At 70.1% G+C, this 16,026-nt stretch carries 16 protein-coding genes and 1 pseudogene; 7 read left to right on the top strand and 10 right to left on the bottom strand.

Translation table 11 applies throughout. The features are described 5' to 3' along the window. Positions 1–199: 199 nt before the first annotated feature. The gene (locus tag ACQP0P_RS46020) at positions 200–628 is read left to right on the top strand and encodes an RrF2 family transcriptional regulator (protein ID WP_433369044.1); all 429 of its coding nucleotides are present in this window, start codon (positions 200–202) and stop codon (positions 626–628) included. A 66-nt stretch (positions 629–694) separates the two neighbouring features. Then, on the top strand, positions 695–1,885 hold the full coding sequence (locus ACQP0P_RS46025) for a globin domain-containing protein (protein ID WP_433369047.1): 1,191 nt from the start codon (positions 695–697) through the stop codon (positions 1,883–1,885). Between the two features lie 29 nt (positions 1,886–1,914). Here the strand turns inward: ACQP0P_RS46025 and ACQP0P_RS46030 are convergent, their stop codons facing one another. Next, positions 1,915–2,538: a TetR/AcrR family transcriptional regulator gene (locus tag ACQP0P_RS46030; protein WP_433369050.1), complete on the bottom strand. Its 624-nt coding sequence runs from the start codon at positions 2,536–2,538 to the stop codon at positions 1,915–1,917. 105 nt (positions 2,539–2,643) lie between these two features. Here ACQP0P_RS46030 and ACQP0P_RS46035 point away from each other — a divergent pair, with 105 nt between their 5' ends. Then, on the top strand, positions 2,644–3,843 hold the full coding sequence (locus tag ACQP0P_RS46035) for a cytochrome P450 (RefSeq protein ID WP_433369053.1): 1,200 nt from the start codon (positions 2,644–2,646) through the stop codon (positions 3,841–3,843). Then, a complete protein-coding gene (locus ACQP0P_RS46040; RefSeq protein ID WP_433369056.1) occupies positions 3,837–4,061 on the top strand; it encodes a ferredoxin in 225 nt (74 codons plus the stop codon). The genes ACQP0P_RS46035 and ACQP0P_RS46040 overlap by 7 nt, the downstream gene beginning before the upstream one ends. A gap of 102 nt (positions 4,062–4,163) precedes the next feature. Here ACQP0P_RS46040 and ACQP0P_RS46045 read toward each other — a convergent pair whose 3' ends face one another. The 3 genes from ACQP0P_RS46045 to ACQP0P_RS46055 all read right to left on the bottom strand — a co-directional run bounded on the left by ACQP0P_RS46045 (position 4,164) and on the right by ACQP0P_RS46055 (position 6,958). Further along, positions 4,164–4,751 (bottom strand): DsbA family protein, encoded by a 588-nt coding sequence (locus ACQP0P_RS46045; protein WP_433369059.1) that lies wholly within the window; start codon positions 4,749–4,751, stop codon positions 4,164–4,166. Positions 4,752–4,874: 123 nt separating this feature from the next. Continuing rightward, complete coding sequence (locus ACQP0P_RS46050; protein ID WP_433369062.1) at positions 4,875–5,726, bottom strand: SDR family NAD(P)-dependent oxidoreductase; 852 nt, start codon at positions 5,724–5,726, stop codon at positions 4,875–4,877. Further along, positions 5,723–6,958, bottom strand: a complete 1,236-nt coding sequence (locus ACQP0P_RS46055) for an acyl-CoA dehydrogenase family protein (RefSeq protein WP_433369065.1) — start codon at positions 6,956–6,958, stop codon at positions 5,723–5,725. The genes ACQP0P_RS46050 and ACQP0P_RS46055 overlap by 4 nt, the downstream gene beginning before the upstream one ends. Before the next feature lie 155 nt (positions 6,959–7,113). Here ACQP0P_RS46055 and ACQP0P_RS46060 point away from each other — a divergent pair, with 155 nt between their 5' ends. Further along, the gene (locus ACQP0P_RS46060) at positions 7,114–7,824 is read left to right on the top strand and encodes a helix-turn-helix domain-containing protein (RefSeq protein ID WP_433369068.1); all 711 of its coding nucleotides are present in this window, start codon (positions 7,114–7,116) and stop codon (positions 7,822–7,824) included. Between the two features lie 3 nt (positions 7,825–7,827). On the opposite strand, the gene ACQP0P_RS46065 is transcribed toward ACQP0P_RS46060, so the two are convergent. From ACQP0P_RS46065 to ACQP0P_RS46085, 5 genes are all read right to left on the bottom strand, one after another. After that, a complete protein-coding gene (locus ACQP0P_RS46065) occupies positions 7,828–8,436 on the bottom strand; it encodes a GTP-binding protein (protein WP_433369071.1) in 609 nt (202 codons plus the stop codon). Then, the gene (locus ACQP0P_RS46070; protein WP_433369074.1) at positions 8,417–8,767 is read right to left on the bottom strand and encodes a DUF742 domain-containing protein; all 351 of its coding nucleotides are present in this window, start codon (positions 8,765–8,767) and stop codon (positions 8,417–8,419) included. The genes ACQP0P_RS46065 and ACQP0P_RS46070 overlap by 20 nt, the downstream gene beginning before the upstream one ends. Continuing rightward, on the bottom strand, positions 8,764–9,189 hold the full coding sequence (locus ACQP0P_RS46075; protein ID WP_030905472.1) for a roadblock/LC7 domain-containing protein: 426 nt from the start codon (positions 9,187–9,189) through the stop codon (positions 8,764–8,766). The genes ACQP0P_RS46070 and ACQP0P_RS46075 overlap by 4 nt, the downstream gene beginning before the upstream one ends. Further along, on the bottom strand, positions 9,182–11,521 hold the full coding sequence (locus tag ACQP0P_RS46080; protein ID WP_433369078.1) for a sensor histidine kinase: 2,340 nt from the start codon (positions 11,519–11,521) through the stop codon (positions 9,182–9,184). Before ACQP0P_RS46080 ends, ACQP0P_RS46075 begins: the two co-directional genes overlap by 8 nt. A gap of 433 nt (positions 11,522–11,954) precedes the next feature. Next, positions 11,955–12,767: a class I SAM-dependent methyltransferase gene (locus ACQP0P_RS46085; protein ID WP_433369081.1), complete on the bottom strand. Its 813-nt coding sequence runs from the start codon at positions 12,765–12,767 to the stop codon at positions 11,955–11,957. Positions 12,768–13,036: 269 nt separating this feature from the next. Between ACQP0P_RS46085 and ACQP0P_RS46090 the strand changes: the two genes are divergently transcribed. Together ACQP0P_RS46090 and ACQP0P_RS46095 are read left to right on the top strand one after the other, a co-directional pair. Further along, positions 13,037–14,770: a pyruvate dehydrogenase gene (locus tag ACQP0P_RS46090; RefSeq protein WP_433369084.1), complete on the top strand. Its 1,734-nt coding sequence runs from the start codon at positions 13,037–13,039 to the stop codon at positions 14,768–14,770. A gap of 292 nt (positions 14,771–15,062) precedes the next feature. After that, a pseudogene (locus ACQP0P_RS46095) lies at positions 15,063–15,122 on the top strand (DUF3237 domain-containing protein); the annotation flags it as partial. A 356-nt stretch (positions 15,123–15,478) separates the two neighbouring features. Here the strand turns inward: ACQP0P_RS46095 and ACQP0P_RS46100 are convergent. Then, the gene (locus ACQP0P_RS46100) at positions 15,479–15,946 is read right to left on the bottom strand and encodes a hypothetical protein (RefSeq protein ID WP_433382527.1); all 468 of its coding nucleotides are present in this window, start codon (positions 15,944–15,946) and stop codon (positions 15,479–15,481) included. Positions 15,947–16,026: the final 80 nt, after the last annotated feature.

Consider the following 16,026-nt stretch of genomic DNA (forward strand, 5'->3'; position numbering starts at 1 on the left):
ATGCCGACCGGCAGGGCACGGACCGCACGGCTACCGGACCGCCTCCACCTCCTGGGCGGACACCGTCCCCAACTCCTGAGATCCCTGACCTCTCCCTCCCACCCGGCCCCCGCCTTCCCCAGCGCGGGCCGTGCCCGCCTCTTCCTCCAAGACGCCCCCTGAATCGGTAACCGAGATTCATATTTGTTACGGTTCTGGCGTGCGATTGACGAAGTTCACGGATCTGGCACTGCGGGTGACCATGCGGCTGGCGGTCGCCGAACCCGGCACGGTCCTCACCACCAGGCAGGTGGCCGACGCCATGGCCATCCCCTACACGCACACGGCCAAGGCCATCACGCGCCTGCGGTATCTGGGCGTGGTGGACGCCCGCCGGGGGCGCGGCGGCGGGCTGGAGGTGACCGGCTTCGGCCGGAAGGCCTCGCTGGGATGGCTGGTCCGCGAGCTGGAGGGCGAGGAGGAGGTGGTCACCTGTGAGGGCGACACGCCGTGTCCGCTGCGGGCGGCCTGCCGCCTGCGCGGCGCGCTGCGCGAGGCCCAGCGGGCCTTCTACGCGGCACTCGACCCGCTCACCGTGGACGATCTGGTCACCTCGCCGAGCGGCCCGATGCTGATCACTCTCTCCTGAGACCCGCCCCGCTCCTTTCGTCACGCATTTTAATATGAAGATCACTTACCAATTAAAGGAGAAGACATGCTCTCTGTTGAATCGGCGGCGACGGTCCGGGCCACCCTGCCCACCGTCCAGCAGGCCCTGGAGGAGATCACCGGGCGGTTCTACGCGACGATGTTCGCCGACAACCCGGACCTGCTGAGGAACCTCTTCAACCGGGGCAACCAGGCCAGCGGAGCACAGCGCCAGGCACTGGCCGGGTCGATCGCCGCCTTCGCCACCCTGCTGCTCGACCGGCCGGACGAGCGGCCCGACGCGATGCTCGCCCGCATGCTCTCCCGCATCGCGCACAAGCACGCCTCGCTCGGGGTCACCCCCGACCAGTACCAGATCGTGCACAAGTACCTCCTCGCCGCCATCGCCGACGTGCTCGGCGACGCCGTCACCGCCGAGGTCGCGGCGGCCTGGGACGAGGTCTACTGGCTGATGGCCAACGCGCTGATCGCACTGGAGGCGCGACTGCTGCGCGAGCCCGGCGATCCCTGGCTGCGCGCCACGGTCCTGGAGCGGCGACGCCAGACACCGGACACCGTCTCCTTCACCCTCGCCCCGTCGATCCCGCTCGCCTTCACCCCCGGGCAGTACGTCAGCGTCGGGGTCACCCTGCCCGACGGGGCACGGCAGATCCGGCAGTACAGCCTGTCGTGCGCCCCCGAGCGCGGCGACTGGCGGATCACCGTCAGGTGGGTCCGCGGCTCAGGACCCGACGGCGAGGTCTCCGGGTGGCTGCACGCCAACGTCCAGGCCGGGGACGAGCTCACCATCTCGGCGCCGTACGGCGACCTGACCCTGGCCCCGGGCGACGCCCCGCTGCTGCTCGCCTCCGCCGGGATCGGGATCACCCCCATGCTGTCGATGCTCGATCACCTCGCGGCCACCGGCTCCACCCGCCAGGTGATCGTCGTCCACGCCGACCGGAGCCCCGCCGACCACGTGCACCGCGAGGAGCTCGTCCGGCTGGTCGCGGAGCTGCCCGGCGCGACCCTGCACCGCTGGTACGAGGAGGCGGGCGCGTGCTCCTGCGACCCCGCGCCCCGCGTCGGGTACGCCGACCTCGGCGCGATCGACCTGCCCGACGGCCTGGTGGCCTACCTGTGCGGCCCGCTGCCGTTCATGCGCGGCGTGCGCGCGGACCTGCTCCGCCACGGGGTCCCCGCCCGTGACGTGCACTACGAGGTCTTCGGCCCCGACCTCTGGCTCGGCCAGGACTGAACGCGCTCCGGCCCCGCCCGCGGGAGCCGTCAGGAGACGGGTGGGGAGGCGGCGCGGAGGCCGTTCAGGGTGAACTCGGTGGCCTGGCGGCCGGCTTCCAGCATCTCCTCGGGGGAGGCGCCGTGCCGCATGCTGACGAAGGCGGCGAGCTTGGCCCCGCCGATCACCGCGCCCACGGCCGCCGACGCCTCGGCCAGGTTCAGCTCGTCGGGACAGGCCCGGTGCAGGGCCTCGGCGAGCTCCTGCTGGCTGTCGAAGAGAAGCAGCAGGCCGCGCGCCCTGAGCGAGGGGACGGTCATGATGAGGTGGTTGATGGGCGCTATCTCACGGGTGAGCCGGCTGTCGACGGCGAGCGCGGCGACCCCCGAGGTGATGGCGCGGCTCAGCAGGTCGACCGCCCGGTCCCCGGGGCCGCGCTCGGCGATCACCCGCAGGGCGCGGTCGACGCCGTCTCGCGAGTTGTGGAAGACCACGTCCTCCTTGCTCGCGAAGTAGCTGAAGAAGGTGCGGGTCGAGACGTCGGCTGCCGTGGCGATCTCCGAGACGGTCGTCTGCTCGTAGCCCTTCTCGACGAAGAGCTCTATCGCCGCGGCGATGAGAGCGTGCCGGGTGCGCAGCTTCTTGCGCTCACGCAGCCCCAGAACCTCACTCATGCGGACATCTTAATGCACAGCACCATACTCTGCACCTATTGTAATTTTGCATTTGATGTAGTTTTCTGAATGGAGACCAGCTGCATCTCTGCATAGGAGCGACCGATGACAGAGTCCCACGCGGAGGCGATCACCTTTCCCTTCGGACGTCCCGACCCCTTCACCCCACCCGAGCGCCTGGCCTCGCTGCGCGAGGAGCGGCCCGTCACCCGGATGACCTACCCCGACGGCCGGGTGGGCTGGCTGGTGACCTCCTATCCCGCGGTGCGGTCGATCCTGGCCGACCCCCGGTTCAGCTCCCGGCGCGAGCTGCTGAACATCCCGGTGCCCTTCCCGCTGATGCAGGAGATGCGCCGCCCGGCCGACCCCGGCATGTTCATCCGGATGGATCCGCCCGACCACACCCGCTACCGGAGGCTGCTCACCGCGCAGTTCACCGTGCGGCGGATGAAGCAGCTGGAGCCCAGGATCCACGAGATCACCGAGGAGCGGCTGGACGCGATGGAGAAGGCCGGGCCTCCCCAGGACCTGGTCAGGGAGTTCGCGCTGCCCATTCCCTCGCTGGTGATCTGCGAGCTGCTCGGTGTCCCGTACTCCGACCGTGAGGAGTTCCAGCAGACCACCGCGGTGCTGCTGAACCTGGAGTCCGCCGTCGAGGACATCCGCGCGGCGGTCGCCCGCGTCGCCGCGTTCTTCGCCCGGCTCATCGAGCTCAAGCGGGCCGAGCCGGCCGACGACCTGCTCAGCGGGCTCGTCACCGGCGGCGAGCTGACCGACGAGGAGCTGGGCAACATCGGGTTCCTGCTGCTCGTCGCCGGGCACGAGACCACCGCCAACATGCTCGGGCTCGGCACGTTCGCCCTGCTACAGCACCCCGACCAGCTCGCCGCGCTGCGCGCCGACCCCTCGCTGATCGACAACACGGTCGAGGAGTTGCTGCGCTATCTCAGCATCATCCACATCGGCCCGATCCGCGCCGCCCTGGAGGACGTCGAGGTGGACGGGGAGCTCATCAGGGCGGGTGAGGTGGTGACCCTCTCGGTCCAGGCCGCCAACCGCGATCCCGCGCGCTTCACCGACCCCGACCGTCTGGACATCACCCACCCCGCGAGTGGGCATCTGACATTCGGGCACGGGTTGCACCAGTGTCTCGGCCAGCAGCTCGCCCGCGTGGAGATGCGCACCGCGTTTCCCATGCTGTTCGATCGGTTCCCCGATCTACGACTCGCCATACCGGCGCAGGAGGTCCGCATGCGCGACACCATGTCCATCTACGGCGTACGGGAGCTGCCGGTCAGATGGTAGAGAACGCACTGAAGGTGACCACGGACGCGTCGCGGTGCATCGGAGCGGGCATGTGCGTGCTCACCGCGCCGGAGGTGTTCGACCAGAGCGAGGATGACGGCACCGTCGTGCTCCTCGACGAGTCACCGCCACCCGAGTCGCACGCCGACGTCCGCCGGGCCGAGCGGCTCTGTCCCTCGGGCGCCATCTCGGTGCGGGAGGATCCCGGCACCGCCTGACGTGCCGGAGGCGCCGGGATCCCGCAGGTCAGAGAACGCGGGATTCCGGCACTTCCCGATGTACGGCGGGCGCCCGCGGGCCGAGGCTCCGGCCCCCGCCGGTCACCGGCGCGCGCGGGCGACGGCCAGCACGGCGGTGAGGATGGCCTGCGCGTTGGCGGGTACCGGGACGTTCTGGACGAGGACCGTCGGCGTGGCGCTCACTCCGCGCTCGATGGCCGTCTCCGTCACGTGGGCGGCCCAGTCGAGGTAGACGCCCTCGCGCACACATCCGCCGAACCCCGGATCGGTGATCCCCGCCAGGCGGCCGACCTCGGCCAGCTCGTCGTCGGTGAGCCCCGGGCCTCCCTCCGGGGGCTGGCCGGCGAAGAGCGCGTGGACATACTCGACGAACCTCCCCCGGTCCGAGGCGCAACCAGCGGAGGCGGACGCGCGGGAGGAGTAGTGGTCGGTGGAGAGCTCGTCCAGGAAGCCCATGGGATGGTAGACGAGGCTGACCGCCCCGTCCGCCACCAGCCTTACCAGCGCCGGTGCCGCCGCCTCCTCGAACGCCCTGCAGAACGGGCAGAGAAAGTCGATGTAGGTGTCCACGATGACCGGGCCCGAGCCCACGGCGATACCGTCTCCCGCCGTGGAGGCGCCGGCGGGCACCCGGGTCGGCCGTGTGGGCCGATGCGGTCGAGCTGTCATGTGTTCCTCCCCGCGACGCGGAAGAGGGTCGCGGCCCCCGCGGGTCCAACCCCTTTCGTGCTCTACCCTCTGGCGGACCGCCGGAGCCTATGAACCACCAAAATTCGGACAAACCACACCCGCTCAGACGCGCGGTCCCGGAGCTCGGCGGAAGGAGAAGGGCCGGCTCTCGCGGCCGGGGATCACGAACCAGCACTCGCCGGTGTCCTCGCTGTCGAGCAGCTGGACGAACGTCTCGACGACCGCCGAGACCTCCAGGATCGGGAAGCCGAGCTGCTGGAGCATCTCCCTGCCCTGGCCGAGGATCGCGGTGTCGGCGAACGAGGGGCAGAGCCCCTGCACCCTGATCCCCCGCGGCCGGAGATCCTGGCCCAGCGAGCGGACCAGCCCGACGACGGCGTGCTTGTTGGCGGCGTAGATGGGATCCGAGGGGATGCCGACGATGCCCGCCATGCTGGCGGTCGCCACGATCGTGCCGCCGCCCGCCGCCAGCAGCGCCGGGATCGCGGCGTGCGCCCCGAAGACGACGCCGTCGAGGTTGACCCCCATCGCCAGGCGGTAGCGCCGGATGTCGAAGTCCTCGCCCAGCCCGCAGCCCGAGGTGATGCCCGCGTTGAGGAAGGCGAGGTCGAGCCTGCCGTACCGCTCGACCGCGGTCGCCACCGCCGCCTCGTTGTCCTCCAGCCGGGACACGTCGCAGTGGACATAGGTCGCGTCCAGCTCGTCGGCGAGCTTCTCGCCTGCGGCGTCGTCGACGTCGGCGAGGACGAGGCGGGCCCCGCCCTCGGCCAGCCGCCGGGCCACGCCCGCGCCGATGCCGTTGCCGCCGCCGGTGACCAGGGCGACCCTGCCCTCCAGCCGGTCACTGCGGACCACGTTGCACGCCTCCGCCGGACTCTCGGTTTCCAGCCCGCCGAACAGCCCGCCACCGCCTCCGGCGAACCAGCCGCCGGTACTCGTCTTCTCCGTGGTCAAAGTGGCAGCCCTCCGGTCGCGGCGTTGGTCGAACCCGTGCTCTGGTACGCCGCGATCGTACGCTCGGCGATGCGCATCTGGTGGATCTCGTCGGCGCCGTCCGCGAAGCGGGCCCAGCGGGCGTGCTGGAGCATGCCGGCCAGCGGGGTGTCGGTCGAGTAGCCGAGCGCGCCGTGCACCTGGATCGCCCGGTCGACGATCCGGTTGAGGCTGTTGGCCACGAAGTGCTTCGCCATCGAGACCTCGGTGCGGAAGTCCTCGCCCTTGTCGATCTTCGAGGCGGCGTGCAGGACCATCAGCTTGCACTGGTACAGCTCCATCGCCGAGTCGGCGATCAGCCACTGGATGCCCTGCTTCTCGGCCAGCAGCGATCCGTGGCTGTAGCGGTTGAGCGCGCGGTCGACCATCATGTCCAGCGCCGTCTCGGCCTGGGAGATCCAGCGCATGCAGTGCGCCAGTCGCGCCGGGCCCAGGCGGTACTGGCCGAGCCGGTGGCCGTTGCCGCGCCCGCCGAGGATCTGGCCGTCGTGCACCCGCAGGTCGGTGATGACGATCTCGCTGTGGCCGGTGGAGCCGTGCATCGTCTCGACCTCGCGGACGTCGTTCCACCCCTGCTGCGGGAGGTCGATGAGGAAGGCCGTGTTGCCGCCGCGCGAGCCCTCGGGCACGTCGAGCTCGGTCTTGGCGATGAGGATGGCGAAGCTCGACCTGCGGGCGTTGGAGATGAACCACTTGTGGCCGTTGATGACCCACTCGTCGCCGTACCTGACGGCGTGGGTGCGGATGAGCGTGGGGTCGGAGCCGGCCACCTCCGGCTCGGTCATCGCGAAGCATGACATCTGGTGGCCGTTGAGCAGTGGTTTGAGGTACTTCTCCTTTTGCTCGTCGGTCGCCCAGTGCAGCAGCGTGTGCATGTTGCCCTCGTCGGGCGCCGCGCAGTTGAGGACCCAGGGCCCGAGCCGGGTCTTGGCCGCCTCGGACTGCACCATGGCGAGTTCGACGTGGCCGAGGCCCATGCCGCCCCACTCCTTGGGCATGTGCGGCAGCCACAGTCCCTCGGCCCGCGCCTTCTCGCGCAGCTCGAAGATGACCCGGATGTACTCGTCGCGGGTGGTCACCTTCTCCTCGTCGTCGAAGCCGCCGACGGCCGGGATGATGGTCTCCTGGACGAAGGCCCGCACCCGGCGACGGATCTCCTCGTGCTCGGGGGCGAGGGTGAAATCAATGGCCACGGGGTCCTCCCCTTACCTTCTGGCCGGCAGGTCAGAAGGGAACGCCTTCTATCCTTGCCGTGTGCCGCCGCCTCTGAGGCGACTGCTTGATGATTTCAGACAGATGCATTATTACCCTAACGATCGACAGATCCACCGGCAAGGCAGGAGCGCGCATGCCCCCTAACCCGGAAGCGACCGGCAGGCGCCTGGTGGCGGCGGCCGAGCGGCTGTTCGCCGAGCGGGGAATCGACGGCGTGTCACTCCGCGAGATCAACAATGCCGCCGGGCAACGCAACTCGACGGCGCTCCAGTACCACTTCAGGGATCGGGCGGGACTGCTGAACGCGGTGCTCGCCAAGCACCATCCCGAGATCGAGGCCCGCCGCCACCAGCTGCTCGACGAGTACGAGTCCAGGGGGAGCCTTCCGGAGGCCGAGGCCCGCCGCACCCTCGCCGCCGCGCTGGTGCGGCCGATGGCCGCCAAGCTGGCCGACCCCGACGGCGGCCGGTCATATCTACGGATCATGGAGCAGCTCGTCCAGCGCGGCGACCTCCCCGCCCTGCGGAGCATGCGGGCCGATCCTCAGCAGAGCATCAACCGGTGGCGCGAGCTGGTGGCCCCGCTGCTCTCCGAGGTCGCGCTGCGCCGGCTGCACCAGCGTTTCATGGCCATCCGGGTGACCTACGTGGAGCTCGCCCGCCGCGCCGCGGGACCCGAGGGCAAGGACGACCGGCTCTTCACCAGCCATCTGATCGACGTCGTGTCGGCCGTGCTGGCCACCGAGGTCTCCGCGGAGACCGCTCGCCTGCTGGGAGAGCGCGACAGGCTGCGGGGCGGAGAACGCCGTGAACCGGACCCCGGCGGCCTCGAAGGCGAACGGTGACCGTCAGGCGCCCGCGTGAGCCGCCTGGAAGGCACCTCCCGCCGAGTAGGTGACCAGCGTGGTCAGCACCTCCTTGACCGACTCGCGCCTGCGCACGTCACAGAGGACGATCGGGGCCACCCCGTCCAGCCCCAGCGCCCTCCGTATCTTGATCGGGTCATGCCGCCGCGCGCCGTCGAAGCAGTTGACCGCCACCACGAACGGGAGCCCGCGCTGCTCGAAGTAGTCCACGGCGGGGAAGCAGTCCTGCAGTCGACGGGTGTCGGCGAGCACGACCGCGCCGAGCGCGCCGACGGAGAGCTCGTCCCACATGAACCAGAACCTGTCCTGCCCCGGAGTGCCGAACAGGTAGAGCCAGAGCCCGTCGCGGATGGTGATCCGGCCGAAGTCCAGTGCCACGGTCGTGGTGATCTTCGACTCGACGCCCTCGACGTCGTCCACGCCGACACCGCGCTCGCTCAGCAGTTCCTCGGTGTGCAGGGGCCTGATCTCGCTGATCGTACCGACCATGGTCGTCTTGCCGACCCCGAAACCGCCGGCGACAAGGATCTTGATGGCCATCGCCGGGCTGTCGACCGGGCTCATGCCCGGCTCAGAGGCCGCGTATTCCATGCAGCACTTCCCTGTAGATGCGTTCGTCGATCGTCTTCCCCATCGGCCGGGGCTTGTCGATGGTGACCAGGCCCTCGCGGCGCAGTTCGCTGAGGAGTACGCGGGTGATGTTGAGCGGCAGCTTGAGGTGCGCCGCCACGTCCGCCACGGGGGTGGGCCGGCGGCACGCCGACAGCACGTCGAGATGCTCGGGCATCAACCCGACCGGCTCGAAGGGTATGTCGACGGTCGTGACGATGGCCACCAGGTCGATGCTCTCCCCGACCGGGCGCGCCCGACCGCCGGTCACCCCGAAGAGCCTGACCAAGGGCCCGGGATCCTCTCCCGTCACGATCTCGCACCGTTCCAGGCGGGCGCCGGGGCAGCTCCCCTCGGCTGTGAGGACAGGTGTTCGCCGACGCGCTTGACCAACAGCGCCATCTCGTAGGTCACCATGCCAAGCTCGGCATCGCCCGCGGCCAGCACAGCCAACCGGGCTCCCTGCCCCGCCGCGGTGACGAACAGGAAGCCCCCCTCCATCTCGATGATGGTCTGCCGCACACCGCCGAGGCCGAAGTGCCGCCCGGTGCCCAGCGCGAGGCTGTGACTCCCGGCGGAGATGGCGGACAGGTGCTCGGCGTCCTCCCGGGTCAGCTCCCGGGAGCCGCCCATCGCCAGGCCGTCGGCGGACAGCACGATCGCGTGCCGGATACCGGGGACCCGCTGGGTCAGGTCGTCGAGAAGCCAGCTCAGTTCAGATCTGGGGTCAGGCATCGGAGTGGCCTTCCTTTCGCTTCCACACGTCCTGGTCCTGCTCGGTCTGGCTGCGACCCTGCTGCCAGCCTCGCTGCATGGACGACATGAGGTTTGAGAGCTCCTCGGGAGTACGCGCGGGAACGTCGCGCCGCTCCGGTGAGCGCGTCTGGCGGAGCTGGGGGGCCAGGCTGGCCTGCCGCACCCGCACCGGCAACCCGTCCAGGTCCTCGTCGATGTCCGGTACGGACACCGCCCGCCGCACGGGCATCGAGGGGGCCGGGGTCTCCTGCCGCTGCTGTGGCGCGGGGAACCATCCCGGCGAGGGTTCGGGAGTGCGCGCCACCGGCAGGTCCTGCGAACTGTAGAACGCCCCGGGCAGCACCTCCGGTGCCGCGGTCAGCGCCCGCACCGGCCCGCCCGGGTGGGAGCCCACCTGGCGTGCCTGGGGGACGGCCTCGGCGGTCAGTGCCTCGCAGGTGGCGAGGAGGCTCTGCGGCAGCAGCACGATCGCGGTGGTGCCGTCGTACGGCGAGGGCCGCAGCACGACCTTGATCCCGTGCCGGGCCGCGAGCCTGGCCACGACGAACAGGCCGAGCCTGTCGCTGTCGGCCAGGTCGAACTCCGGCGGGTCGGCGAGCTTGGCGTTGAGCTCGTCGAGGGTGGCCTGGTTCAGCCCCAGCCCCCGGTCCTCGACCTCCAGCGCGAAGCCGTTGGCCGCCACCATGCTCCGTACGTGGACCACCGTGTTCGGCGGCGAGAAGACCGTGGCGTTCTCCACCAGCTCGGCGATCAGGTGGATCACGTCGGTGACCGCGGCGCCCACCAGCAGCGGTGCCTGCGGCATGGGCAGGACCGTGACGCGGGTGTAGTCCTCGACCTCGAGCACGGCGCTGCGCACCACGTCGAAGATCGGCACCGGGTCGCGCCATCTGCGGGCCGGGGCCGCCTCGGACAGGATGATCAGGTTCTCCGCGTGCCGCCGCATGCGAGTGGTCAGGTGGTCGAGCGTGAAGAGATCCTCCAGGGTCTCCGGCTCTTCGACGCGGCGCTCCATCGTGTCCAGGAGCGTGAGCTGGCGGTGGAGCAGCGCCTGGTTGCGCCAGGCCAGGTTCAGGAAGACCTGGCTGACGCCCTTGCGGAGCGTGGCCTGGCCGACCGCGGCCTCCACCGCGGTGCGCTGCACCGCGGAGAACGCGTGCACGACCCGGTCGACCTCGGCGGTGTTGGCGCGATCCAATTCGGGAGCCTCGGTCGCCGGGTCCACGTCCTCGCCCCTGCGCAGCCGCTCGACCAGTCGCGGCAACCGCTCTTCCGCCAGCTCCACGGCCGAGGCCTGGAGTCGCTTCAGCTCATCGACCAGGGAGCGGCCGAACCGGTAGGAGAACACGATCGAGACGATGATCGCGAGCAGACCCAGGCCCAGGACCAGCCCGATGCGCAGGAACGCCGAACTCCTGAGCTCGTCGCCCTTGATCGTGGCGCGGGCCAGTTCCTCCTCGGTGTGCTGGCTGACCGTGCTCATCACCGTCCCGGAGTCCCGCTTCCACTCGGCGGCGTCCAGCGGCGGCTCCCCCTTGAGGTCCCACGCGAAGATCTTGTTCTCGGCGACCAGCAGCCGCTGGTGGACGGCGTCCCCGGCGACCTGCTGGTGGCGCGCCTGCAGTTCGGGGCTCATGTCCAACTCCGCGTTGGCCAGGAAGTGCCTCCGGCTGGTCACCGCCGCGACGAAGGCCGCCTGCTCGGCGTGCGTCATTATGCCGCGCTTCAGCACCGGGGCGAGTACGGCCTGCTCCCTGCCCAGGTACTCGGCGGTGGTGCTGTAGGCGGTCATGCCGCGGATGACCCGGAAGGACGACACGTCGGCGAGCACCGCCGAGTCGCCGAACTGCTTGTTGGCGGCGGCGATGAAGGCGTTGTAGGCGTCGGTCACCTGGATCGCGCTCATCGAGCCGTTGTCGGCGGAGGCTCGCACCAGAACGAGCCCGTCCATGGCCGACTTCAGGATCCGCATGTCGGCCGGGGCGTTCTCCGGCTCGTAGCCCTCGGCGGACGAGATCGCCTGGCGCACCAGATCCACCGTGCGGTTGGTGGCTCGCCGCTGTTCGGAGAGCGGCTTGTTCTGTGCGGTGGCCCCGGCCGCGTCGGCGGAGAGCTGGCGCTCGCGCTGGATCTCGAGGATCATCTCCTGGATCGGCGCCCCGATCACCTGCCAGCGGGTCTGCGTCTGGGAGATGCCGGCGATCTGTGAGACCGCCGTGTAGGCGATGACCACCCAGAGGGCGATCAGCGAGAGCACAGGAATGACGAGGATCTTAAGAATCTTCGAGCGGATCGGAGGGGGGGAACTCATTCGTCGTGTCCAATCCGCGGTTCCTGCGCGTGGTCGACAGCCGCCGGGCTCGAAGAGCCCCGCGGTCGCACGCCGCGACTGGTGCGTGTGTGATTCGAAACACTATGCCCATGGGACATATGTAGCTTCAAGCCGCAGAGCGAAGATTGAATCTCAATGTTCGCGACAGGTCACAGGACTACTCGGCTGCGCGGGCCGGGCCTCCAGACGATCATGCAGCTCAGCATGGGTGTGGGCGCGCGAAACCGCCGCCTCCGCCGCCACGGGTCGAGAGCATTCCGTTACCGTCCGCCGACGCCCGAGCACCCGGTGGCCGGACACCGGGCCCGATATTCGATCACGGAACGTGCTGTCCGGCCACCGGGCACGGGTGTCGGTAAACGGCCGAAAGTCAGGTGGCCGAATCCCGTGTGTCAAACCTCCCGGCTCACCCTCAGCCGTCGCAGGCCCTGCGGGCGAGGATCGAATGGATCTCGAAGGAGGGCGCGCTGAACCCCGGGGCCGACATGACCTCGCGGACCTCCCGGAGTTGCCGTGCGGTCATCCCCGCCTCCACCAGGCGCTCCTCCAGGTGGTGACTGTTGCTGATCAGGAGACCGAGCCCGGCGGAGCCGCGCTCCCACACCTCGGTCCAGCGCACCGGGTCGACATCGACCAGGCCCGCCCCGGCCATCTCCCGCGCGGCGAAACCGCCCCAGGTCGGATCGCTGCCCGCGGCGCCCAGCACCCGGGTCATCGCGGCGATGTAGGCCCCGTACAGCTCTCCCTCCCGCCCGCCGGGGGTGGGCGGCGCCACCCAGCGGGTGATGTCGATCTCGTCGATCTGCAGCCAGCCGCCGGGCCGCAGCGCGGCGCGCAGGCGCCGCAGCACCTGGCGGCGCTGGGGCAGGTGACTGAGCACGAGCCGGGCGTGGATCAGGTCGAACGCGTCCACCGGCAGCGGGTCGGCGACGACGTCGTGGCGGACGACGGTCAGCCCCGGCCTGGACGGGATCAGGCCGGGTTTGATGTCGGTCGCCAGCACGCGCCCGTCGGGCGCCACCCGCTCGGCCAGCCAGAGCGCCACGCTGCCCCCGCCGGCCCCGACCTCCAGGCAGTTCCAGCCGGCTCCGACGCCGGTCAGGGCGAGGCGCTCGAAGGTCAGCGGGTCAAGGAGCTGGGCGAGGTAGCGGTGCTGGTCGGACGAGTGATCCCCGTCATTGTCGAACACGTAGTCAGACACGGTCGCGGAGTTCTGCCCGGTCATCTGGAACCTTCCGAGAGTGGGTGACCTCCGTCGCATGGTAAGCGGCACACCACGGAAAGTGACAGGCTTTCGGCAGGACGTACCCTCGCCCCCTAAAGAACGTATCCCCCGCGCCACATCATGTCCGAACATGAGCCTTTTGCTCGGTAAGCAAACAGCGGTCCCGCCGCCGAGCTACACACCGCGAGGCCGGTCGAACGCCGCCCCCGGGGAGTGACGCGGCGAAATGCGGTGAGGTACACCGGTGACGCCATACACGAGGGGGCACCATGGTGACCGTCGCCGAGCAGTTCATCGAGGTTCTCCGCCAGGCCGGGGTGGAAAGGATCTACGGGGTGGTGGGCGACAGCCTGAACCCGGTGGTCGACGCGGTCAGGAAGTCCGGCCGCATCGAGTGGGTGCACGTACGCAACGAGGAGGCGGGGGCGTTCGCCGCCGCGGCCGAGGCACAGGTCACCGGGCGCCTGGCGGCCTGCGCGGGGAGCTGCGGCCCCGGCAACACCCACCTGATCCAGGGGCTCTACGACGCCCACCGCAGCGGCGCCCCCGTGCTCGCGTTGGCCTCGCACATCCCCTCCACTCAGATCGGCACCGGCTTCTTCCAGGAGACCCATCCGGGGCGTCTCTTCGTGGAGTGCAGCCACTTCTGCGACATGGTCGGCACGCCCGGGCAGATGCCCCGGGTGCTGCGCACCGCGGTACAGCAGGCGATCGGCCTCGGCGGCGTCTCGGTGCTGGTGCTCCCCGGTGACGTGGCGAGCATGCCCACCGCCCGCGCCACCGGTGAGCACGACTTCCTGACCCGGACCGGCACGGTCGTGCCGCCCGCCGACCAGGTGGCCGAGCTGGCCGAGGCGCTGAACCACGCCGAGAAGGTGATGCTGTTCTGCGGCGCCGGAACGCGCCACGCCCGCGCGGAGGTCATGGGGCTGGCCGGGCGCACCCTGGCCCCGGTCGGGCACGCGCTGCGCGGCAAGGAGTGGATCCAGTACGACAACCCCTACGACGTGGGGATGAGCGGGCTGCTCGGCTACGGCGCCTGCTACGACGCGATGCGCGAGGCGGACCTGGTGGTACTGGCGGGGACCGACTTCCCCTACGACGACTTCCTGCCGGGGGCGCGCACGGTCCAGATCGACCACGACCCGGCACGGCTGGGCCGCAGGACCCCGCTGGAGCTGGCCGTACACGGCGATGTCGGCGCGACGATCCGCGCGGTGCTGCCGCACGTCACGCAGAAGACGGACCGCCGCCAGCTCGACAGGATGCTGGCCAGGCATCTGAAGGCGCTGGAGAACGTCGTGGCGGCGTACACCCGCGACATCGAGCACCACCGCCCGATCCACCCCGAGTACGTCGCGAACCTGATGGACGAGCTCGCCGACGACGACGCGGTGTTCACCGTGGACACCGGGATGTGCAACGTCTGGGCCGCCCGCTATCTCAGTCCCAACGGCCGCCGCCGCATCATCGGCTCGTTCGTGCACGGGAGCATGGCCAACGCGCTCCCGCACGCCATCGGCGCCCAGTTCACCGACCGCCGGCGGCAGGTCGTCTCGCTGTCGGGGGACGGCGGGCTCGGCATGCTCCTCGGGGAACTGCTCACGGTCCGGCTGCACGACCTGCCGGTGAAGACGGTGGTGTTCAACAACTCCTCGCTCGGCATGGTGAAGCTGGAGATGATGGTGGACGGGTTGCCCGACTTCGGCACCGACCACGCTCCCGTCGACTACGCGGCGATCGCCGCCGCGGCCGGCATCGGGTCGTTGCGGGTGGAGGACCCCGCGGACGTACGGGAGGCCCTGGCCCGCGCCTTCGCGACCCCCGGGCCCTTCCTGCTGGACGTGGTCACCGACCCCGACGTGCTGGCCATGCCACCGCGCATCACCCCCGAGCAGGTGAAGGGGTTCGCCCTGGCCGCAGGCAAGATCGTGCTCACCGGCGGGGTCGGGCGCATGGTCGACATGGCGAAGGCGAATCTGCGGAGCATCCCGCGCCCCTGAGCCGGACGGCGCCCGGCGGCCCCTGCCCTGCCCCTGGCACCCGAGCCGGCCCGCGTCGACTCTGATCAGCCGGCCCTGATCAGGGGGCGTCCCCTGGCCGGGCGGCGAGGACCCGGCCGAGGAGGACCGAGGCTGCGTACGAGTACCCGATGGTCGACCGCGATCCGCTGCCGTACCGGACGTCTGGCAACGTGACCCTGCTGGGCGACGCGGGCTTCGACCCGGTGTCGCTGAACGAGCGCCCGTCCTGGAGCGTGACGCGGCGAACCTCGAACCGCTCGCCGTGTTTCAGGTGGAACTCGACCCGATCCTCGACCTCGGCGACTCCCAGTGGGGCAGGCGCCGGGTGATCAACATTGTCGGCAGGTCGTTCGAGGGGCCACGCCTTTCCGGGACCGTACTGCCCGGCGGCAAGGCGCCGGGAAACGGGGGCGCGGAAAACGGGGGCGCGGAAAACGGGGCGGCACTCGGGCGGGCGGCATGGACGCCTTTTCACCCGCTCTTTCCCTGTTCGGTGGGGTGGGGGTCGGCGTGGCACCACGTGGCGGCGAATCCCGGCTGTAAGCATCATCACTGTCGCGCTGAGTGGTTCCATATAACGGCAGAGGCCACGTTCCGACCGGCGGATCGCGTGTGGAAAGAGGTCTCCATGCCCACCCCCGAGCCTCAAACGGACCCGATGGTTCCACGCAACCGACGCAAGGGACGTCAGTCGACGAAAGGGGCGGCCGTATCGTCCTTGGCCGGATCCCTCTCCGTGGCCATCTCCGTGGCCCTCGCCGTCACCGTTTCCACACCCGCAGCCGCAGCCGCGTCCGCGCCCAACGTCCCACCACCCGCCCCGACCTCGCCCACCGCCCCGCCCGCCACCTCGACCATTACCTCGACCAGCACCTCGACCAGCGCCGAGCCCTCTTCGATCACCACCTCGTCCACCACCTCGTCCGCGCTCGTCGAGCCGCCGCCCAACCCGACCTCACCCATCGCCTCGGTCAGCACCGAACCCCTCACCACCACCGGTTCCGGCAACTCCCACCCTTCGCTCGCGGAACAGGCACGCAGGAAGTGCAGGCCGAGGTCCTTCTTCAGATTCCGTTCCTTCCGGCCAAAGAATTTCTTCATCCCCCGTACCCGATTCATCGACGGTCCCGGCGGCACAATGGCGGCGTCGGTCACCCGGCAACACCGCGTGTACGCCGAGATGGAAATAGAAAGAGAAAAGGTCAGCGAGATCGAAACGGGTAAACTAATCCGCC

This window comes from Streptosporangium sp. CA-115845, assembly GCF_050943795.1.
In the GTDB taxonomy this organism is placed as follows: Bacteria; Actinomycetota; Actinomycetes; order Streptosporangiales; family Streptosporangiaceae; genus Streptosporangium.

What these genes read in the sequence shown, in the direction of transcription:
- ACQP0P_RS46075 (WP_030905472.1), bottom strand. Translation starts at nt 9,189, where the DNA reads ATGCCTGACCCCAGATCTGAACTGAGCTGGCTTCTCGACGACCTGACC.
- ACQP0P_RS46090 (WP_433369084.1), top strand. Translation starts at nt 13,037, where the DNA reads ATGGTGACCGTCGCCGAGCAGTTCATCGAGGTTCTCCGCCAGGCCGGG.
- ACQP0P_RS46065 (WP_433369071.1), bottom strand. Translation starts at nt 8,436, where the DNA reads ATGGAATACGCGGCCTCTGAGCCGGGCATGAGCCCGGTCGACAGCCCG.
- ACQP0P_RS46025 (WP_433369047.1), top strand. Translation starts at nt 695, where the DNA reads ATGCTCTCTGTTGAATCGGCGGCGACGGTCCGGGCCACCCTGCCCACC.
- ACQP0P_RS46045 (WP_433369059.1), bottom strand. Translation starts at nt 4,751, where the DNA reads ATGACAGCTCGACCGCATCGGCCCACACGGCCGACCCGGGTGCCCGCC.
- ACQP0P_RS46080 (WP_433369078.1), bottom strand. Translation starts at nt 11,521, where the DNA reads ATGAGTTCCCCCCCTCCGATCCGCTCGAAGATTCTTAAGATCCTCGTC.
- ACQP0P_RS46060 (WP_433369068.1), top strand. Translation starts at nt 7,114, where the DNA reads ATGCCCCCTAACCCGGAAGCGACCGGCAGGCGCCTGGTGGCGGCGGCC.
- ACQP0P_RS46040 (WP_433369056.1), top strand. Translation starts at nt 3,837, where the DNA reads ATGGTAGAGAACGCACTGAAGGTGACCACGGACGCGTCGCGGTGCATC.
- ACQP0P_RS46085 (WP_433369081.1), bottom strand. Translation starts at nt 12,767, where the DNA reads ATGACCGGGCAGAACTCCGCGACCGTGTCTGACTACGTGTTCGACAAT.
- ACQP0P_RS46035 (WP_433369053.1), top strand. Translation starts at nt 2,644, where the DNA reads ATGACAGAGTCCCACGCGGAGGCGATCACCTTTCCCTTCGGACGTCCC.
- ACQP0P_RS46030 (WP_433369050.1), bottom strand. Translation starts at nt 2,538, where the DNA reads ATGAGTGAGGTTCTGGGGCTGCGTGAGCGCAAGAAGCTGCGCACCCGG.